Origin of the sequence: Rhizobium sp. BR 250 (genome assembly GCF_047445855.1) — a bacterium.
GTDB lineage: Bacteria > Pseudomonadota > Alphaproteobacteria > Rhizobiales > Rhizobiaceae > Agrobacterium > Agrobacterium tumefaciens_I.
In genome coordinates, this window is the sequence record NZ_JARWKW010000010.1 from 131,551 (window position 1) to 147,570 (window position 16,020).

Sequence of the window (16,020 nt, forward strand, 5' to 3'; positions counted from 1 at the left end):
CATGACCCTTCCCCCCCTGCCACGTCTCATCATCGAACCACTCGTGCGCAACGCCCTTCTGGAAGACCTGGGGCTCGCAGGCGACATAACCTCTGCCGCCGTCATCCCCGCCGATCATCGCTCGGTCGTCGTCATGGCCGCGCGGGAGCCGGGCATCATTGCCGGTCTCGATGCGGCGGAACTTGCCTTCCAGCTTGTGGACCCGGCGATCAGGATGACACGGCACATTCCGGATGGCGCGGCGGTAGCGCCCGGTGATGTCATCGCAACTATCGAAGGGCCCTCACGCGGGCTTCTGACCGGGGAACGCACGGCGCTGAATTTTCTCGGCCATCTCTCGGGCATCGCCTCAGTCACCGCAAAAATCGTTGCCGCCATTGCCGGCACCAAGGCTTCGGTCGCCTGCACCCGCAAGACGACGCCGGGGCTCAGGGCGCTGGAAAAATATGCCGTGCGCGCCGGTGGCGGAATGAACCACCGTTTTGCGCTTTATGATGCCGTTCTCATCAAGGATAACCATATCGCCGTCGCCGGCAGCGTGCGTGAGGCCATCCGCCGCGCGAGACAGGGTGTTGGACATCTCGTCAAGATCGAGGTCGAAGTCGATACGCTCGCGCAGCTGCACGAGGCCATGGAGGAGGGCGTGGATGCGGTTCTCCTCGATAATATGACGCCTGAAACGCTGCGCGAGGCGGTGGAAATCGTTGCCGGTCGCGCCATCACCGAAGCCTCCGGCCGCATCAACCCGCAAACGGCGGCCGCCATTGCCGCAAGTGGCGTTGACCTCATCTCCATCGGCTGGATCACCCACAGCGCGCCGGTTCTCGATATCGGGCTGGACTTCCAAAGCCAGAGCTGACGAAAAGGGTTGAGGCGAAGCACCCAGCCGTACGGAACCAATCGCCGGCATCTTCGTTATTGTCCCGCCTGAGGTCTATTCAAGGCGGGGGGATCAGTGCGCGCAAAAGCCTGTCCATATGCCTTTTGACCTCTCTCACAAAGGAAAGGCCTGTTATGGAAGACGCACAAGTTGGCTGGATTGCAGCAATCATCATCGGCGGCGTAGCCGGTTGGCTCGCCGAACAGTTCATGAAAAGCAATATGGGTGTTTTCATGAACATTATCCTCGGCATTGTCGGCGCCATCGTCGCCAATTTCCTTCTGGGGCTCGTGGGCGTCTCGCTCGGAGGCTGGATTGGCTATCTCATCGCCGGTTTCATCGGCGCATGCATTCTCATCGCCGTCGGGCGGGCATTTCGCCGATAAAGGGAGACCATCATGAGCTTTTTCGACAAGATCAAGAATGCGATTTTCGGCAAGGCCGAGGCCGCGCCGCAGACCTCCGCGCCGGCCGGAGCACCAACGACAACCGCAAGCCCGGCAGCACCGGCCCAGCCTGCCGCGCCGACAGCCGCGGCTCCGGCACCCGCCGGCAATGTCGACGTCGCCTCCATTCTGGATGCCGCAGTCAAGAAGAACGGCCAGAAACTCGACTGGAAACATTCGATCGTCGATCTTCTGAAGGCGCTTGATCTGGACAGCAGCCTCGGCGCCCGAAAGGAACTGGCGGGCGAGCTCGGCTATAGCGGCGACACCTCGGATTCGGCGACGATGAATATCTGGCTGCACAAGGCCGTGATCAAGAAGCTCTCCGAAAACGGCGGCAAGGTTCCGGCCGACCTTCTGGACTAACCGACAACGGGAGAGCCGCGATGGACGACTATTCCAGCCTGCGAGAACAGATCGGCCGGGACCTCGACACCCTGCACAGGACGGAAAACCCGAAGTCGATCTTCGAAATCGCCGACGATTATCTGCTGGGAAATCCAAATCTCAAGAGAGCCCTCGTCGAAGACATCATCAAGGAAGAAGCGGACAAGCGCGGCATCGCGATCCACTGACGCTGCGCATTGCAGGCGCGGCTGCTTTACGAGAAGGGCGGCATCCGGACCGGATGCCGCCCTTGTATATTTGGCAGAATTGCATCATCCGCTCTCACGGCGCAGACGCGCCGTGACTGGATGCCGGATCTAGTCCGGCTTGACGGAGGAGAGGCTCTATTTATCCAGCTTCGCTTCGGCCTTTTTCGCGTTTTCTTCCATCAGCTCATACCACATGGCATTCATGACGGCGAAGATGGCGGCGAGAGGCAGGCCGAGCAGCCAGGCGAAATACCACATGTTCGATCTCCTTCTTTCTTGATCAATAAGCATGGCCGCTGTCGTCGCGGATCGCCTTTTCATCCACCTTGCCCCACAGCACGCGATAGACCCACGACGTGTAGGCAACGATCAACGGAACGAAGATGAGCGTGACGACCAGCATGTTGAACAGCGTCATATGGCTGGACGAGGCGTCCCACACCGTCAGGCTCGATTTCGGATCCACCGAGGACGGCAGGATGAAGGGAAACATCGTCAGCCCGACGGTGGCGATGATGCCGAAAATCGCGAGCGAGCTGGATAGCAACGCCAGAACTTCCCTGCGGGCCCTGAACAGGATGAAGGCGACGAGCGGGAAGACAAGACCGAGCGCGGGCGCCAGCATCATCCAAGGATGTGCGGCGTAATTCGCAAACCAGACGCCACCCGCAACCTCGACGGTCTTGGACAGCGGGTTGGAGGGGCCGTCGGTCACGACGTCCGAGGTGAAGCGATAACCATCGATCCCGAGCCAGAGAAAGACACCACCGAGCGCAAAAAGAACGGTGGTGGCAAGGGCTGCAATGCTGCCGAAGTTGCGGGCGCGGGCGGCCACCGGCCCTTCGGTCTTCAGCACCAGCCATGCCGCCCCATGCATCACCAGCATGGCGACAGAAACGAGGCCGCAGAGAAGCGCATAGGGGTTCAGAAGCTCGAACAGCGTCGTGCCGTCGTAGAAAATCCTGAGGTCGTCGTTAAAGTGGAAGGGAACACCCTGCAGCACATTGCCGATGGCCACGCCAAAGATCAGCGCCGGCACAAAGCCGCCAACGAACAAGGCCCAGTCCCAGGCGCTGCGCCATGCCGTGCTCTCGCGCTTGGAGCGATATTTGAAACCAACCGGCCGCAGGATCAGCGCGAACATGATCGCCGCCATCGCCAGGTAAAACCCTGAAAACGACACCGCATAGAGCGGTGGCCAGGCGGCAAAAATCGCGCCGGCTCCGAGGATGAGCCAGACCTGATTGCCCTCCCAAACCGGACCGATGGAATTGATGACGACGCGCCGCTCAATATCCGTCTTCGCCACGAAGGGCAGCAGCGCGCCGGTGCCGAGATCGAAACCACCCGTCACGGCAAAGCCGATAAGCAATACGCCGAGCAGCAGCCACCAGATGACGCGAAGGATTTCATAGTCGATGAGTTGATGCAGGATCATGATATCTTACTCCGCAGCGACGAGTTTTTCAGGAACGAGCGGCGCTTCCGGCTCATGGTCCGGATCCGGCCCCTTGCGGATCGCCTTCAGCATCAGCCCCATTTCGACGATGAACAGCACCGTGTAGATGGCGATGAAGCACAGGAGCGTAATCAGCACCGTTGAAGCGCTGAGGCTGGAGACGGCAGCGGCCGTTGGCAGCACACCTTCGATGATCCATGGCTGGCGGCCGAATTCGGCCACGACCCAGCCCATTTCCGCCGCGATCCACGGCAGCGGAATGGCGAAGACCGCCACCTTCAGCAACAGCGGATAATGATCCAGCCGGCGACGGGCCGAGAGATAAAAGAAGGTCGCCGTCAACAGGATGAAGAAGATGCCGAGACCGACCATGATACGGAACGCCCAGAACAGGGTCGGCACATGCGGGATGGTGTCAGCCGCGGCCTTGGCAATCTGCTCTTCGCTCGCCTGACGCGGATCGTCGACATAACGCTTGAGCAGCAGGGCATAACCAAGCTCGTGGCCGAGTTCCGCAAAGGTGCCGCTCACCTCTTCAGGCAGCTGCGCGCCCTTGCCGGTAGCCCGTATCTGCATCAGCGCGTCATAGGCTTTGATGCCGTCGCGGATGCGGGTCTTCGCCTGCTCGACAAGATCGTTGATGCCTGGGATTTGCGTATCGAGCGAACGGGTGCCGATGAGGCCCATCACCCACGGAATCTTCACCGCAAAATGCGTCTCGCGCGCTTCCTGATCGGGAAAACCGATGGCCGTGAAGGGGGCGGGCGCGGGCTCGGTTTCCCACATGGCCTCGATGGAGGCGAGCTTCATCTTCTGGTGTTCGGTGGAGAGATAACCGCTTTCGTCCCCCAGCACGACGACCGAAAGTGCAGACGCCAGACCGAAGGAGGCGGCAACCGTCATCGATCGTTTGGCGAGATCGACATGGCGGCCCTTCAGCACATACCAGGCGGAAACGCCGAGCACGAAGATGGACGCCGTCACGTAGCCTGCGGAAACGGTGTGTACGAATTTCGCCTGCGCCACCGGGTTGAACAGGACCGCGAAGAAATCCGTCACTTCCATGCGCATGGTCTGGGGATTGAAGGCGGAGCCCGTCGGGTTCTGCATCCAGCCATTGGCGATCAATATCCACAGCGCCGAAAAATTCGAGCCGATCGCCACGCACCATGTCGCGACGAGATGACCGAGTTTCGACAGCTTGTCCCAGCCGAAAAAGAACAGGCCGACGAAGGTGGCTTCCAGGAAGAAAGCCATCATGCCCTCGATGGCGAGCGGCGCGCCGAAGATATCGCCGACATAGTGGCTGTAATAACTCCAGTTCATGCCGAACTGGAACTCCATGACGATGCCGGTGGAAACACCGAGCACGAAATTGATGCCGAACAGGGTGCCCCAGAATTTCGTCATCTGCCGCCAGATCGTGCGCCCGGTCATGACATAGACCGTTTCCATGATGGCGATCACCACCGACAGCCCGATCGTCAGGGGAACGAACAGGAAGTGATATAAAGCCGTCACCGCAAATTGCAGGCGCGACAGCGCCACTATGTCGAGTTCCATAGTCTTACCCACCTTTTCCGGAAGGCCGGCCTTCCATTTTCAAGACGACGCCGGCTCTCAAAAAATCTCAGTCCGGGCGCAGTGTCTCAAGCACTACGCCGTATTCCGGGGTGCCGCTTTGACATTCATCAAGTCGGCGCCCCTCTTTCAGCACGATGATACGATCGGCAAATTCCGCCTCGCGGCGATTATGGGTGATCATAAAGACAGTCTTTCCCGCTGCCTTCGCGAAAAGCCGGCCGAGTACATCCCGAGCAGTCTCGCCATCCAGCCCTTCCGTCACCTCGTCGAGAAGCCAGAGCGGCCGGTCGGCCAGCAGGAAACGGGCGAGCGCCAGCCGGCGCGACTGGCCGCCGGACAAACCCTGCCCGGCCTCGCCGAGCCTCGTTTCCAGCCCTCTCGGCAAGGTTTTGACGTGTTCGGCAAGCCCGGCCGCCTCAAGCGCGTCCCACAACTCGCCCACGGTTGCCGCAGGTTTTGCCAGCCGCAGATTGTCGGCGATGCTGTCACGGAAAAGCTGGCTGCGCTGCGTCATCAGGGTGGACGGCAAGGCACGGGCCGAGCCCGCAGCCGGGCGCAACTCGCCCGCCACCACCTGGATGAGGCTCGTCTTGCCGGCACCGCTCGGACCGACGATCGCGACCCGTTCCCCGCAGGCGATTGCGAGGTTGATATTCGTCAGGACCGGATTGCCGTTCCCTTCCCGCTCCAGACGCACGCCTTCGAGTTCCGCCGCAGTGCCACTCGCGGGCAGTGCAGGACAGTGCGCCTCAGCCGTTGCAGAAAGGCGCGGCGCAATACGCCTTGCGGAAAACAGCGTGCGGCCCAGTTCCATCGCCCCGCGACGAAGCGCCGTGAAAGGCTCCAGCGCGGCGAAACAGACCAGCAGGCCAAGTGCGGCGGCAGGTGCACTCACCACCCCATGCTCCGCCAGCCAGGCCATGCCGAGAAGGGCGGAGCTCAGGAGAATGGCCGCTGAAAGACCAAAGGAAAAGCCGGCATTGGTCTCGATGCGGTTGAGGCTGTGATCGCAGGCAGCGAGATAGTCATCCGCCCGCTTGACCGCCGCAACCTGCGCGGAAAGCCGCCCGGTGGTCAGCAGCTCCGTCTGTCCGCTCACGAGATCGGCCGTGCGGGCGCGCAACGCCTCGAGCCCGATGGCCCGCCGGCGCGAGAATTTTTCCGCCCTCAAGGCAGAGCGCGCAGAAATGCCCAGCCCCGCCGCGATGAGGAAGGTTGCCGCCAGCACGCCGGCAAGCGGATGCAGGAAAGCAAGCCCGAAGCCGGTCACGAGCGCGGCGAGGATGGCGACGGCGGCAGGAACCAGCACGCGCAGATAGAGCGAATCCAGTGCATCGATATCCGCCGTCAGCCGGTTCAGCAGGCGCGCAGGCCGCGCCTCCAGAGATTTGGCTGCCTGCGGCGCGGCAAAACCGCGAAACAGTTTCTCCCGAAGTGCTGCAAGCACGGAAAGAGTGGCTTCGTGGGTCGTCATGCGTTCGCCATAACGGGAGGCGGTGCGCGCCAGCGCCAGAAGGCGAATGGCGGCTGAGGGGGCAAAGACATCGAAAGCGAAGGCCGTCGCCGGCAGCAGGCCGGCAATGGCTGTCGCCGTGATAAACCAGCCGGACACGCCGAGAAGACCGATGCCCGCCAGAACCGTCGTGACCGCCAGAACCGCGCCCGCAAGCAGCATACCGCGCCGCGTCGACCAGAACAGGGCGATGACGGGTCTCAATATGGCAAAACGCGCGATCATGGCTGCCCCCTCGAATGGATCGCCGTCATATCCACGACCCTGTCCATGCGTGCCGCAAGCACCGGATCATGGGTCGCGACGATCAATGTCCTGCCCCTTGCCAGTCGCAGCAGACTATCCGTGACGAGAGCCGCCGTTTCCCGGTCGAGATGGGCGGTCGGCTCATCGGCCAGAACAAGCTGCGTTGCCGGGTCTGCGAAAGCACGTGCTATGGCGAGCCGCACCGCCTCCCCGCCCGAAATGCCATATCCGCCGTCACCGATCTGCAGATGCCGGCGCGCCTGCGTCAATCCATCCAGCCCGGTGCGGTGCAGGGCCTCTTCCACCATGGCTTCGCTGACCGCCGAGCGGCCAAAACGAATATTCGCCTTCAGGGACCCGGCAAAAAAGAACGGCTTCTGACTGACCCAGCCGATCGTTCCGCGCAGCCCATCCGCCGTTGCATCATCAAGCGTGACACCGCCGATCCTGATTACGCCCTCACTCGCCTCGGCCAACCCGGCAATCAAGGAGAGTACAGTGGATTTGCCACAACCGGAAGGCCCAAGAATCGCAACTCTCTCGCCCTGCTGAACCGTCAGGTTGAAATTCCGGATGACAGGCGGAGCGCCAGGGTAGGCGAAGGAAAGGTTGTTCATCTCCAGCAGGCCGGGCGTTGAAAATGGCGCGCGCACCACATCCGCACCCTCACCCACGATGGCCGCACCGCTGGCCGTTAATGTCGCGAGCGCATCGAGCGACGCCTCACCGGCTGCGCGGTCGTGCCAGACGGCGGAGAGTTCCCGCAGCGGCTCGAAAAAGGCTGGCGCAAGCAGCAGGATGAAGAGGCCTTCGGCCAGCGTGAGCTTTTCACCCCAGGCGCCGAAATCGAGAAAACCGAGAAGGTGGAAACCGATATAGACGGCGGTCATGGCAACGCCGATCGCCGCAAAAAGTTCCAGCACCGCCGAGGAGAGAAAGGCGATCCTCAGAACGGCCATCGTCCGCTTCTTGAGGTTCTGTGCATCGGCCCCAAGGCGCGCCGCCGTCAGGTCAACGGCCTTGAGCGTGCGGATCGTTTCCAGCCCGCGTAGGCGATCGAGCAGAAAGGCATTCATGTTGCCCGTCTCGGCCAGCTGTTTTTCACTGGCGGCCTTGGCCTGCCAGCCGATGAGCGCCATGAAAAGCGGGATGGTGGGCATGGCGAGCAGGAGCACCAGCGCTGCAATCCAGGTAAAGGGCAGGATGGCGAGCACAAAAACCAGGGGAACGATGGTGGCCTTCATGCGTGCCGGCTGGAACCGGGAAAGATAGGGCACCAGCGCTTCCGCAGCCTCCGCCACGACGCCTGCCGCCTCACCCGTGGCCGTGCGCGACAGATCGAGCGGGGAAACCTTCGCCACCGCCTGCAGCGCCTCGAACCGCCGCTGCGAAAGTGCTGCGCGTGCGGCCCGGAAGGACAGCCGCGCCGCGATTTTTTCCAGCCACGCCTTGAGAAGACCAAGGATAAGAACCGCAACAGCCGCCGGCACGATCGCCATCATCGGCTCGCCATCGGCAATTTTTCCGACTGAAAAGGCCAGCAGGCCCGCCTGCGGCAGCCAGAGCAGCGCCGGCAGCACATGCAGCAGGGCGACGGATCTGCCAACCGCCGGCGCATGTTGCGTTTTTACTGCGGCCTTGTCTGGGGCGGTGTTGCGCCGGGTTCGGCCAAAGAACCGTCGTTGCCCGGCATCGGGCACGGGACAGTCTGCGGCATCACCATCGGCCGACCGGGGCATTTGTGCGGATATGGTCACGACCGATCACCCTCACCCGTTCTTCTTCGCGCCACGGGGTCTGGCAAGCGAGACGATCTTGTCCTTCGCCTCCAGAAGCTTCGTGACCTTCGAACCGAGCGCCAGAAGCGAGGCCAGCCTTTCGGTCTCCAGCCGCTTCACATCGTCATACCAGCCGGTCAACTGCTCGATCAGCGTCTTCATCTCGTCGATGCGCCTTTGCGCATGCCGCTCATCGTCGTTTTCCGGCGTCTCCATCAGGATTTCGCGCAGCACACTGAGGGTGGGATCGATCTCACGCTTTTTCCGCTCTTCGGCGAGCGTGCGCAGAATCTGCCAGACATCGTCAGGCGTCGTGAAAAAATCGCGCCTGTCGCCGGGGAAGTGCTTGAGAATTGCAAGGTTCCACGCCTGAAGCTCCTTCAGGCTCATCGACACATTGGAACGGGAAATGCCAAGCGCTTCGACGATCTCGTCCGCACAGAGCGGCTGCGGCGAAATGTAAAGCAAAGCATAGACTTGGCCGACGGTGCGATTGATTCCCCAACGGCTGCCCATCTCGCCGAAATGCAGCACGAAGGACTGAACGAGCGGGGACAGGCTGGTTGGCATTTCTTCACTTCCTGAATTTTCAGTAATTTCTGAAATTTCGATAACGCAAAAAACGGCAGGCGGCAAATCACCTTTTTGACCTGCGTCAAAATGTGCAAACCGATGGAGCAGGTCGGCAAAGGACGGTCAGGGTCGCAAAATATGAGACTGGAATCTCCGGCGTCAGAGCGGATTGCGCTGGTTGAGGCCGCGGCCTCACCTCCGTCATTCCGGCCCAGAGCCGGAATCCAGACGCGCGTCTGCGCGACGGGGGAGTCTTCAGCCCAAGGACTTGGGCTGGCTGGATACCGGCTCAAGGCCGGTATGACGGATAATTAGGCGTAGCCTTCCATGGAGTTACCCGATCACATTGCGGCCTTACGACAACCAATGATATCGATAACATCTTCCCGCATCGCACTGCGCGAAAAAACCACGCATAAAAAATCGGCGGCGGAATAATCCGCCGCCGATTGAAATGCCGTCATATCCGTTCGCAGGAAAGCGCTTACGAAAAAGCGATCTGCACCTTCATGGCGCGGCTGCGATCCGAGGCGAATTCGAAGGCCGAGATGGCGTCGGCAAGATCGACCGTCTGGGTGATGAAGGGTTTGACGTCGATCAGGCCCTTGCGCATCAGCTCGACGCCGGTGGCGAATTCCTCGTGAAAGCGGAAGGAACCGCGCAGGTCGAGTTCCTTGGCGGTAATCGCCATCATCGGCAGGCTCATATCGCCGCCGAGCCCGAGCTGGACGATGATGCCACGCGGACGCAGCGCCGTAATACCGCCGACAAGCGCCACGGCCGCACCCGAGCATTCATAGAGAACATCGAAGGTTCCCTTGTTCGCACCATAAGCGGCGAGCGCATCGGGCTCATCCTTGCTGTTGATGACACGGTCCGCCCCCGCTTCGCGCGCCTTGCCGAGTGTGAAATCGGAAAGGTCGGTGGCAACGATTTCAGCCGCACCCGCCCGGCGCGCAGCCAGAATGGAGAGGATGCCGATGGGGCCACAACCCGTGACGAGCACGCGCTTTCCCAAGAGATCGCCGGCGCGGCGCGTGGCATGCAGTGTCACCGCCAGCGGTTCCGCCATGGCGGCTTCACCGGCACTGAGACCATCGGCCGGCACGCATTGCAGGGCATCCGCCACCAGAACTTCGCGGAATGCGCCCTGAATATGCGGGAAGGGCATGGCGCTGCCATAAAACCGCATGTTGAGGCACTGATTGTGCAGGCCTTCCTGGCAGAAGCGGCAGGTCCGGCACGGGCGGGACGGCGAAACCGCCACCAGACCGCCGATCTTCAGCCCTTCCACGCCTTCGCCGAGTTCCTCGATGACGGCGGAAACCTCATGACCCAGCACCATGGGTTCACGGAGCCGCACGGCGCCGAAACCGCCATGATTGTAATAATGCAGATCGCTGCCGCAGATTCCGCCCCTGGCCAAACGGAGCCGCACCTCGCCCCACCCCGGCTTTTCCTCCGGCCGGTCTTCGATGCGCACATCCTTTGCCCCGTGGGCGACAATCGCTTTCATGACAACTCCCGTTCAAGCGCGCGCCACTGCGGCGCATAAAAATTCTGCATTCAAATTGCTGCCGCAAGGCGCGCCTTGACCCGCCTTGCCAGTTCGCCACCCGCCCGATACGTACCGAAAACGGGCGCGTCAGCCTTGACATCCGCCCTCAAACAGATGAATGTTATCGGTAACATACATCTTCATGAATGCAATGTCGAGAGACTGGAGGAAACAGTGGGCCTTAATTTGTTCGATCTTTCCGGCCGCCGCGCGCTGATCACGGGTTCGTCCCAGGGCATCGGTTTCGCGCTGGCGCAAGGACTTTCGGAAGCCGGGGCGGAAGTGGTGCTGAACGGGCGGGACGAGGCGAAGCTGAAAGCCGCCGCTGCCGGCATCAAGGGCGCAAGGACGCTTGCCTTCGACGCCACCGATCACAGCGCGGTGCGCGAGGCCATTGACCGCTTCGAGGCGGAGGTTGGCGCAATCGATATTCTCGTCAACAATGCCGGCATGCAGCACCGCACGCCGCTTGAGGATTTTCCGGCCGACGCCTTCGAGCGCCTGCTGCAGACCAACATCGCCTCGGTATTCCACGCCGGACAGGCCGCGGCGCGCCACATGATTTCGCGCGGACGCGGCAAGATCATCAATATTGCCAGCGTTCAGACCGCACTTGCCCGCCCCGGCATCGCGCCCTACACCGCCACCAAGGGTGCAGTCGGCAATCTGACGAAGGGCATGGCGACGGACTGGGCCAAATATGGCCTGCAATGCAATGCCATAGCGCCCGGTTATTTCGACACCCCGCTCAACGCCGCCCTGGTAGCGGACCCAACCTTCTCGGCATGGCTTGAAAAGCGCACGCCGGCCGGACGCTGGGGCAAGGTGGAAGAGCTTGTCGGCGCCTGCATTTTCCTGTCATCCGACGCCTCGTCCTTCGTGAACGGCCATATTCTCTACGTCGACGGCGGCATCACCGCCTCGCTTTAAAAATGCCATTTCCGGATGGTGGGCCGCGGCCACCATCCGGATGTGACCTGACGATACCACGACACCTTGGGAGGAGGCCGTGAACAGCATGACCGAGAAGAACAAAGTCGCCCTCATCGGCGCCGGTGCCATGGGCGGTGCGATCGGCACGCGGCTGGTGGAGACCGGCAATCACCTGACGGTTTTCGATCTGGATGCGGAAAAGGTGGCGGCGCTGACCAGCCTTGGCGCGGAGAGCGCCCCAACCGCGGCGGCGGCGGCCGCCGTTTCCGACGTGGTCATCCTCAGCCTCAATTCGCCAAAAATCGTCCGCATCGCCGTCTTTGGCAAGGATGGCGTGGCGGCCGGGGCAAAACCCGGCACGCTGATCATCGACATGTCCTCCATCGACCCGGAAGCGACCAAGGAACTGGCGGCCGATGCCGCTGAAAAGGGGCTGCGCTGGGTGGATAGCCCGCTTTCAGGCGGTGCACCCAAGGCGCTCATCGGGCAATTGACCCTGATGGCGGGCGGCAGCGAGAAGGATGTGGCCGATGCCCACCGCGTGCTGCAGCATGTGGCCAGCAACTACACCCATATGGGCCCCTGTGGCGCCGGGCAGACGACCAAGCTCATCAATCAGGTTCTCTGCGGCCTGAACTTCCTCGCCGTGGCGGAAGCAACACAGCTTGCGCTGGATGCCGGCGTCGATGCCGCCAAGATACCGGAGGCACTGAAGGGCGGCCGCGCCGACAGCGCCATCCTGCAGGAATATATGCCGCGTTATGTGGCGAAGGACTACCGCCGCACCGGCCGTATCGACAATATGGTCAAGGATCTGAATGGCGCGCAGGATCTCGCCCGGCGCACCAACACGGCCATGCCGCTGACGGCGGTTTGCGCCGAGGTGCACCGCATGCTGACGGCGGCGGGGCTCGGAGGAGAAGACCAGGCGGCGCTGATGGAATTTTTCAGCGGCGCAAAACGAACCTTCCCGGACTGATCTCCATCGCGGGCGCCATGCCCTCATGCAAATAAGGTTGCGGAAAGCGCCGGCCATGGATGTGTGCGGCGCATCATAGCCATTGCGAAATGTCGCTGCAGCGAAGATGATCGGGCGAATCGGCGGGCAATCGGCCCGGCCGTCGCAGATGCATGCATGCAAAGGACAATTCCCGATGACCACTTCCGCAACAGGCACGGGGATTGCCAGTCTGATCGTTTCCGGAAACGGTTTTTATGCCGAAATCGCCTATGAGGGCGCAACGCTTCTCAGCTGGCTGCCGCTCTCTGCCGATGGTGAAAAGGGCGACGATCTGGTTGACGGATATCTGACGGCCGCGGAGCTAAAGTCGCAGAACGGCGTAAGAAACGGCTTTCTCGCGCCCTTCACCAACCGCATTCCGCAGGGCCGGTATGATTTCGCCGGGGAAACGCATCACATAGAGCCGGTACTTGCCCATGAGGACCTTGTTTTCCATGGCTTTGCCCGCGCCCTGCCCTTTGTCCTCGACCGGTCCTTCGAGGAAAATGGCGCGCAGATTCTCGTCTTCCGGGCGGAAATAGCGCCGGGAGATTTCAGGGGTTATCCCTATCGGCTCACCATCGAGGTGGAATATCGCTTTGCCGGGCATGACGTCACCATCGACATACGCGGCATCAATCGCAGTGACCGGCCCCTGCCCTTCGCCGCCGGCTGGCATCCCTATTTCCGCCTGCCCGGCACGGCGTCCATCGACGACCTGCTTCTCACGCTGCCCTCGCGAACCGCGATCGAAACGGACGAGGATCTCATTCCCCTGCGGGCGCCACAGGGCGGGATAATCAAACGGGACGACGCCCGCTTTCTCCATGCGCCACTATCCGGCCATGTGCTGGACGTCTGCTTCACCGATCTGACCGCATCCGAAAACGGGCTTTACGAGACACGGCTCGAAAACCCGCATGACGGTTCGAGCCTCACGGTTTGGCAGGAGCGTGGCCACATGCATGTCTTCACCGGCGATACGCTGGCCCGCGACAGGCGACAATCCATCGCGCTCGAACCGGTGGAAACGCCCACCAATGCCTTCAACCATCAGGAACTTGCGGCTGCGATTACATTGCAACCGGGCGAAACACGAAGCTTCCGCTTCGGCGTCCGTTTCGAGGCGGCGCGCTGACTGGGGCGCTGGCCGAGGCTCGATAATCTCTCAGATATGCGTCGTCGGCAGCGACGAAGACAGCTTTACCGTCTCCATGGAGATATAGGCGGACATGTCATAAAGCTGAACACGGCGCAGGATCTGTTTGTAGACCGTGTCGTAATATTCGACATTCGGCAGCACCAGTTTCAGAATATAGTCGAAATTGCCGGTCAACCGGTGAACCTCGACGATCTCCGGTATGGTGCTGACGGCCGCATGGAACCGGTCCAGCCAGTCCTCGGCATGCAGGCCCGTTCTCACCAGCAGGAAAACCGTCGTCGGAAGGTTGATCTTCCGCCGGTCGAGCAACGCCATCGTGCCTGTCACATACCCCTCAGTCCGCAGCCGCGTGATGCGGCGCGAACAGGCGGATAGCGACAGGGAAACCTCCTCCGCAATATCGGCGAGCGGGGTTTCGGCATTTTCCTGGAGAATCGCAAGGATTCGGCGGTCACGATCATCAATCATCCATAAAGAATGCACCGGTTAACGCAATGGCGCAACAAGTTTGCAGATTTTCCGTATAATACGCTCCATACTTGCGTCTGCGCACTGAAATACCCGAAAAAACGCACGCCGTTTTCGTGGCGGCGATGGCATCCTTATCTTCAATCAAACTTGATAAGGGGAAACTTATGAAACGCATCGGCCTGATCGGCGGCATGAGCTGGGAATCCACCGCAACCTATTACCGCATGATCAATGAGGCCGTGCGCGACAGCCGCGGCGGTCTGGTCTCGGCCGATATCGTCATGCATTCGCTCGATTTTTCCGAGGTTGTCGCCCTTCAGAAGGCTGATCGCTGGGATGAGGCTGGCGCGCTTCTGGGCGCTGCCGGTGCCCGCCTTGCCAATGCCGGTGCCGATTGCGTGCTGATCTGCACCAACACCATGCATCTCGTTGCGGACACGGTTGAAAAAATGTCGGGCGTGGCGCTGATCGACATCATCGACGAAACGGCTGCCGCCCTGAAAGCGGACGGGCGCTGCAAGCCGCTGCTACTTGCCACCCGCTACACGATGGAACACGGCTTTTACACCGACCGCATGCGCCAACACGGCGTCGACGTGGTTGTGCCCGAGGCGGAAGACCGGGCTGCAATCCACGACATCATTTTCGGCGAGCTGTGCCAGGGCGAAATCAAGTCCTGCTCGCGTGAACGCTACCTTGCCGTCATCGAAAAGGCCCGTGCGCTGGGTGTCGATTCCGTCATTCTCGGCTGCACCGAGATTTCCCTGCTGATCGATCCCGACACGCTGCCGCTGCCGGGTTACGATTCGACCGCCATTCACGCGAAGGCCGCCGTCGGCTTCGCGCTCGGAGACAAGGCATTCGACAGAGCCGCATGAATGTGCCGCCTTTTTGCCTATTCCGGTAAACCCGTCTGGCTCGACAGCCTGCTGATCGAGCCGGAAGCGTCGCTGGTCAGCCAGTCCATGGCCGCAAGGGAAGCAAAAACCGTCGTTAATGGCGATGGTTGCGGCCTTGGATGGTATGGTGAGCGGGGAACGCCCGGCGTCTTTCGCGACACAAGGCCCGCATGGTCCGATGCCAATCTGGCCGCCCTTTGCCATCAGCTTCGCTCCGGCATGTTCATGGCCCATGTCCGCTCCGCCACCTCAGGCGAAGTCTCCCGTGCCAATTGCCATCCCTTTGCACATGGCCAATATCTCTTCATGCATAACGGCCAGATCGGCGGTTACGAGCAGATAAGGCGCGACATCGATTCCCTTATCCCGGACGATATCTATGCCTCCCGGCGCGGCACCGGCGACAGTGAAGCCATTTTCCTGATCGCCGCCGGCCTCGGCCTCGATGCCGATCCGGTACAGGCCATCTCCACAGCACTGCATCTCTGCCAGCAAAGGATGATTGCGGCGGGCGTCTCCTCGGCCCTGCGGTTCAGCGCCGTGTTGATGGATGGCGATTGCCTGCATGCCTTCCGCTGGTCGAGCGACGACAAGCCGCCGACGCTTTATTGGCGTGGGCTGGACGACGGCATTGCGTTGAGTTCGGAACCCTTTTCCTTCGACTGCACCCCGTGGTGCGCCGTTCCGCCGAATACCAGGGTAACGATCCGCGCCGGCGAAATGGCGATGGAGCCCTTTTCCCTGCCATAAACATCGCCGTTGATGGCAGGGAAAAGGCCGGTTTTTATGCCTGCGCCGCCCTATGTCGGCGCGACAGCCGTACCGTTGCATTTATTTTATTGAATTTTCGCGACCGCGAAGGCTAGTGTGTGATCCGATAGTTCGAAACAGATTTCAGGACCGGTGAACCATTTCAGAAGTA

The 16,020-nt window shown here is 61.3% G+C and carries 17 protein-coding genes; 9 read left to right on the top strand and 8 right to left on the bottom strand.

Annotation, left to right across the window (positions count from 1 at the left end):
* The first annotated feature begins 1 nt into the window (after window position 1).
* The 4 genes from nadC (at window position 2) to QD336_RS16980 (ending at window position 1,901) form a co-directional block, all read left to right on the top strand.
* Window positions 2-859: a carboxylating nicotinate-nucleotide diphosphorylase gene (gene nadC / locus QD336_RS16965; RefSeq protein ID WP_499171432.1), complete on the top strand. Its 858-nt coding sequence runs from the start codon at window positions 2-4 to the stop codon at window positions 857-859.
* Window positions 860-1,014: 155 nt separating this feature from the next.
* Entirely contained in the window at window positions 1,015-1,266 is a 252-nt protein-coding gene (locus QD336_RS16970) for a GlsB/YeaQ/YmgE family stress response membrane protein (RefSeq protein ID WP_004437812.1), read from the top strand.
* A gap of 12 nt (window positions 1,267-1,278) precedes the next feature.
* Window positions 1,279-1,692: a DUF3597 domain-containing protein gene (locus tag QD336_RS16975; protein WP_269344965.1), complete on the top strand. Its 414-nt coding sequence runs from the start codon at window positions 1,279-1,281 to the stop codon at window positions 1,690-1,692.
* Window positions 1,693-1,712: 20 nt separating this feature from the next.
* Complete coding sequence (locus QD336_RS16980) at window positions 1,713-1,901, top strand: hypothetical protein (RefSeq protein ID WP_269344963.1); 189 nt, start codon at window positions 1,713-1,715, stop codon at window positions 1,899-1,901.
* Between the two features lie 156 nt (window positions 1,902-2,057).
* Here the strand turns inward: QD336_RS16980 and cydX are convergent, their stop codons facing one another.
* From cydX to QD336_RS17015, 7 genes are all read right to left on the bottom strand, one after another.
* Window positions 2,058-2,180: a cytochrome bd-I oxidase subunit CydX gene (gene cydX / locus QD336_RS16985; RefSeq protein ID WP_003508602.1), complete on the bottom strand. Its 123-nt coding sequence runs from the start codon at window positions 2,178-2,180 to the stop codon at window positions 2,058-2,060.
* 22 nt (window positions 2,181-2,202) lie between these two features.
* Window positions 2,203-3,360 carry a cytochrome d ubiquinol oxidase subunit II gene (cydB, locus tag QD336_RS16990; RefSeq protein WP_499171433.1) on the bottom strand — a complete coding sequence of 386 codons (1,158 nt, stop codon included), beginning with the start codon at window positions 3,358-3,360 and terminating at the stop codon, window positions 2,203-2,205.
* Between the two features lie 6 nt (window positions 3,361-3,366).
* On the bottom strand, window positions 3,367-4,944 hold the full coding sequence (locus tag QD336_RS16995; protein ID WP_269344956.1) for a cytochrome ubiquinol oxidase subunit I: 1,578 nt from the start codon (window positions 4,942-4,944) through the stop codon (window positions 3,367-3,369).
* 67 nt (window positions 4,945-5,011) lie between these two features.
* Complete coding sequence (locus QD336_RS17000) at window positions 5,012-6,703, bottom strand: amino acid ABC transporter ATP-binding/permease protein (protein WP_499171435.1); 1,692 nt, start codon at window positions 6,701-6,703, stop codon at window positions 5,012-5,014.
* The gene (gene cydD, locus QD336_RS17005; protein ID WP_499171512.1) at window positions 6,700-8,463 is read right to left on the bottom strand and encodes a thiol reductant ABC exporter subunit CydD; all 1,764 of its coding nucleotides are present in this window, start codon (window positions 8,461-8,463) and stop codon (window positions 6,700-6,702) included. The genes QD336_RS17000 and cydD overlap by 4 nt, the downstream gene beginning before the upstream one ends.
* A gap of 30 nt (window positions 8,464-8,493) precedes the next feature.
* Complete coding sequence (locus QD336_RS17010; RefSeq protein WP_269344953.1) at window positions 8,494-9,072, bottom strand: GbsR/MarR family transcriptional regulator; 579 nt, start codon at window positions 9,070-9,072, stop codon at window positions 8,494-8,496.
* A 487-nt stretch (window positions 9,073-9,559) separates the two neighbouring features.
* Entirely contained in the window at window positions 9,560-10,591 is a 1,032-nt protein-coding gene (locus QD336_RS17015) for an L-idonate 5-dehydrogenase (protein WP_499171436.1), read from the bottom strand.
* A 216-nt stretch (window positions 10,592-10,807) separates the two neighbouring features.
* Between QD336_RS17015 and QD336_RS17020 the strand changes: the two genes are divergently transcribed.
* The 3 genes from QD336_RS17020 to QD336_RS17030 all read left to right on the top strand — a co-directional run bounded on the left by QD336_RS17020 (window position 10,808) and on the right by QD336_RS17030 (window position 13,704).
* Window positions 10,808-11,563: an SDR family oxidoreductase gene (locus QD336_RS17020; protein WP_499171437.1), complete on the top strand. Its 756-nt coding sequence runs from the start codon at window positions 10,808-10,810 to the stop codon at window positions 11,561-11,563.
* An 88-nt stretch (window positions 11,564-11,651) separates the two neighbouring features.
* A complete protein-coding gene (locus QD336_RS17025; RefSeq protein ID WP_269345144.1) occupies window positions 11,652-12,545 on the top strand; it encodes an NAD(P)-dependent oxidoreductase in 894 nt (297 codons plus the stop codon).
* Window positions 12,546-12,720: 175 nt separating this feature from the next.
* Window positions 12,721-13,704 (top strand): aldose 1-epimerase, encoded by a 984-nt coding sequence (locus QD336_RS17030; RefSeq protein ID WP_499171438.1) that lies wholly within the window; start codon window positions 12,721-12,723, stop codon window positions 13,702-13,704.
* A gap of 30 nt (window positions 13,705-13,734) precedes the next feature.
* Here the strand turns inward: QD336_RS17030 and QD336_RS17035 are convergent, their stop codons facing one another.
* Window positions 13,735-14,196, bottom strand: coding sequence for an Lrp/AsnC family transcriptional regulator (locus tag QD336_RS17035; RefSeq protein ID WP_003508584.1), 462 nt, complete (start codon window positions 14,194-14,196; stop codon window positions 13,735-13,737).
* A 167-nt stretch (window positions 14,197-14,363) separates the two neighbouring features.
* Here QD336_RS17035 and QD336_RS17040 point away from each other — a divergent pair, with 167 nt between their 5' ends.
* Together QD336_RS17040 and QD336_RS17045 are read left to right on the top strand one after the other, a co-directional pair.
* Window positions 14,364-15,077, top strand: coding sequence for an aspartate/glutamate racemase family protein (locus QD336_RS17040; RefSeq protein WP_499171439.1), 714 nt, complete (start codon window positions 14,364-14,366; stop codon window positions 15,075-15,077).
* Window positions 15,078-15,848, top strand: a complete 771-nt coding sequence (locus tag QD336_RS17045; protein ID WP_269344945.1) for a class II glutamine amidotransferase — start codon at window positions 15,078-15,080, stop codon at window positions 15,846-15,848. It abuts the gene before it with no gap.
* Window positions 15,849-16,020: the final 172 nt, after the last annotated feature.

Coding starts and splice junctions, on each gene's coding strand:
- cydX (WP_003508602.1), bottom strand. CDS start 2,180: ATGTGGTATTTCGCCTGGCTGCTCGGCCTGCCTCTCGCCGCCATCTTC.
- QD336_RS17030 (WP_499171438.1), top strand. CDS start 12,721: ATGACCACTTCCGCAACAGGCACGGGGATTGCCAGTCTGATCGTTTCC.
- QD336_RS17035 (WP_003508584.1), bottom strand. CDS start 14,196: ATGATTGATGATCGTGACCGCCGAATCCTTGCGATTCTCCAGGAAAAT.
- QD336_RS17040 (WP_499171439.1), top strand. CDS start 14,364: ATGAAACGCATCGGCCTGATCGGCGGCATGAGCTGGGAATCCACCGCA.
- QD336_RS16970 (WP_004437812.1), top strand. CDS start 1,015: ATGGAAGACGCACAAGTTGGCTGGATTGCAGCAATCATCATCGGCGGC.
- QD336_RS16975 (WP_269344965.1), top strand. CDS start 1,279: ATGAGCTTTTTCGACAAGATCAAGAATGCGATTTTCGGCAAGGCCGAG.
- QD336_RS17025 (WP_269345144.1), top strand. CDS start 11,652: ATGACCGAGAAGAACAAAGTCGCCCTCATCGGCGCCGGTGCCATGGGC.
- QD336_RS16980 (WP_269344963.1), top strand. CDS start 1,713: ATGGACGACTATTCCAGCCTGCGAGAACAGATCGGCCGGGACCTCGAC.
- QD336_RS17045 (WP_269344945.1), top strand. CDS start 15,078: ATGTGCCGCCTTTTTGCCTATTCCGGTAAACCCGTCTGGCTCGACAGC.
- nadC (WP_499171432.1), top strand. CDS start 2: ATGACCCTTCCCCCCCTGCCACGTCTCATCATCGAACCACTCGTGCGC.
- cydD (WP_499171512.1), bottom strand. CDS start 8,463: ATGCCCCGGTCGGCCGATGGTGATGCCGCAGACTGTCCCGTGCCCGAT.
- cydB (WP_499171433.1), bottom strand. CDS start 3,360: ATGATCCTGCATCAACTCATCGACTATGAAATCCTTCGCGTCATCTGG.
- QD336_RS17015 (WP_499171436.1), bottom strand. CDS start 10,591: ATGAAAGCGATTGTCGCCCACGGGGCAAAGGATGTGCGCATCGAAGAC.
- QD336_RS17000 (WP_499171435.1), bottom strand. CDS start 6,703: ATGATCGCGCGTTTTGCCATATTGAGACCCGTCATCGCCCTGTTCTGG.
- QD336_RS16995 (WP_269344956.1), bottom strand. CDS start 4,944: ATGGAACTCGACATAGTGGCGCTGTCGCGCCTGCAATTTGCGGTGACG.
- QD336_RS17010 (WP_269344953.1), bottom strand. CDS start 9,072: ATGCCAACCAGCCTGTCCCCGCTCGTTCAGTCCTTCGTGCTGCATTTC.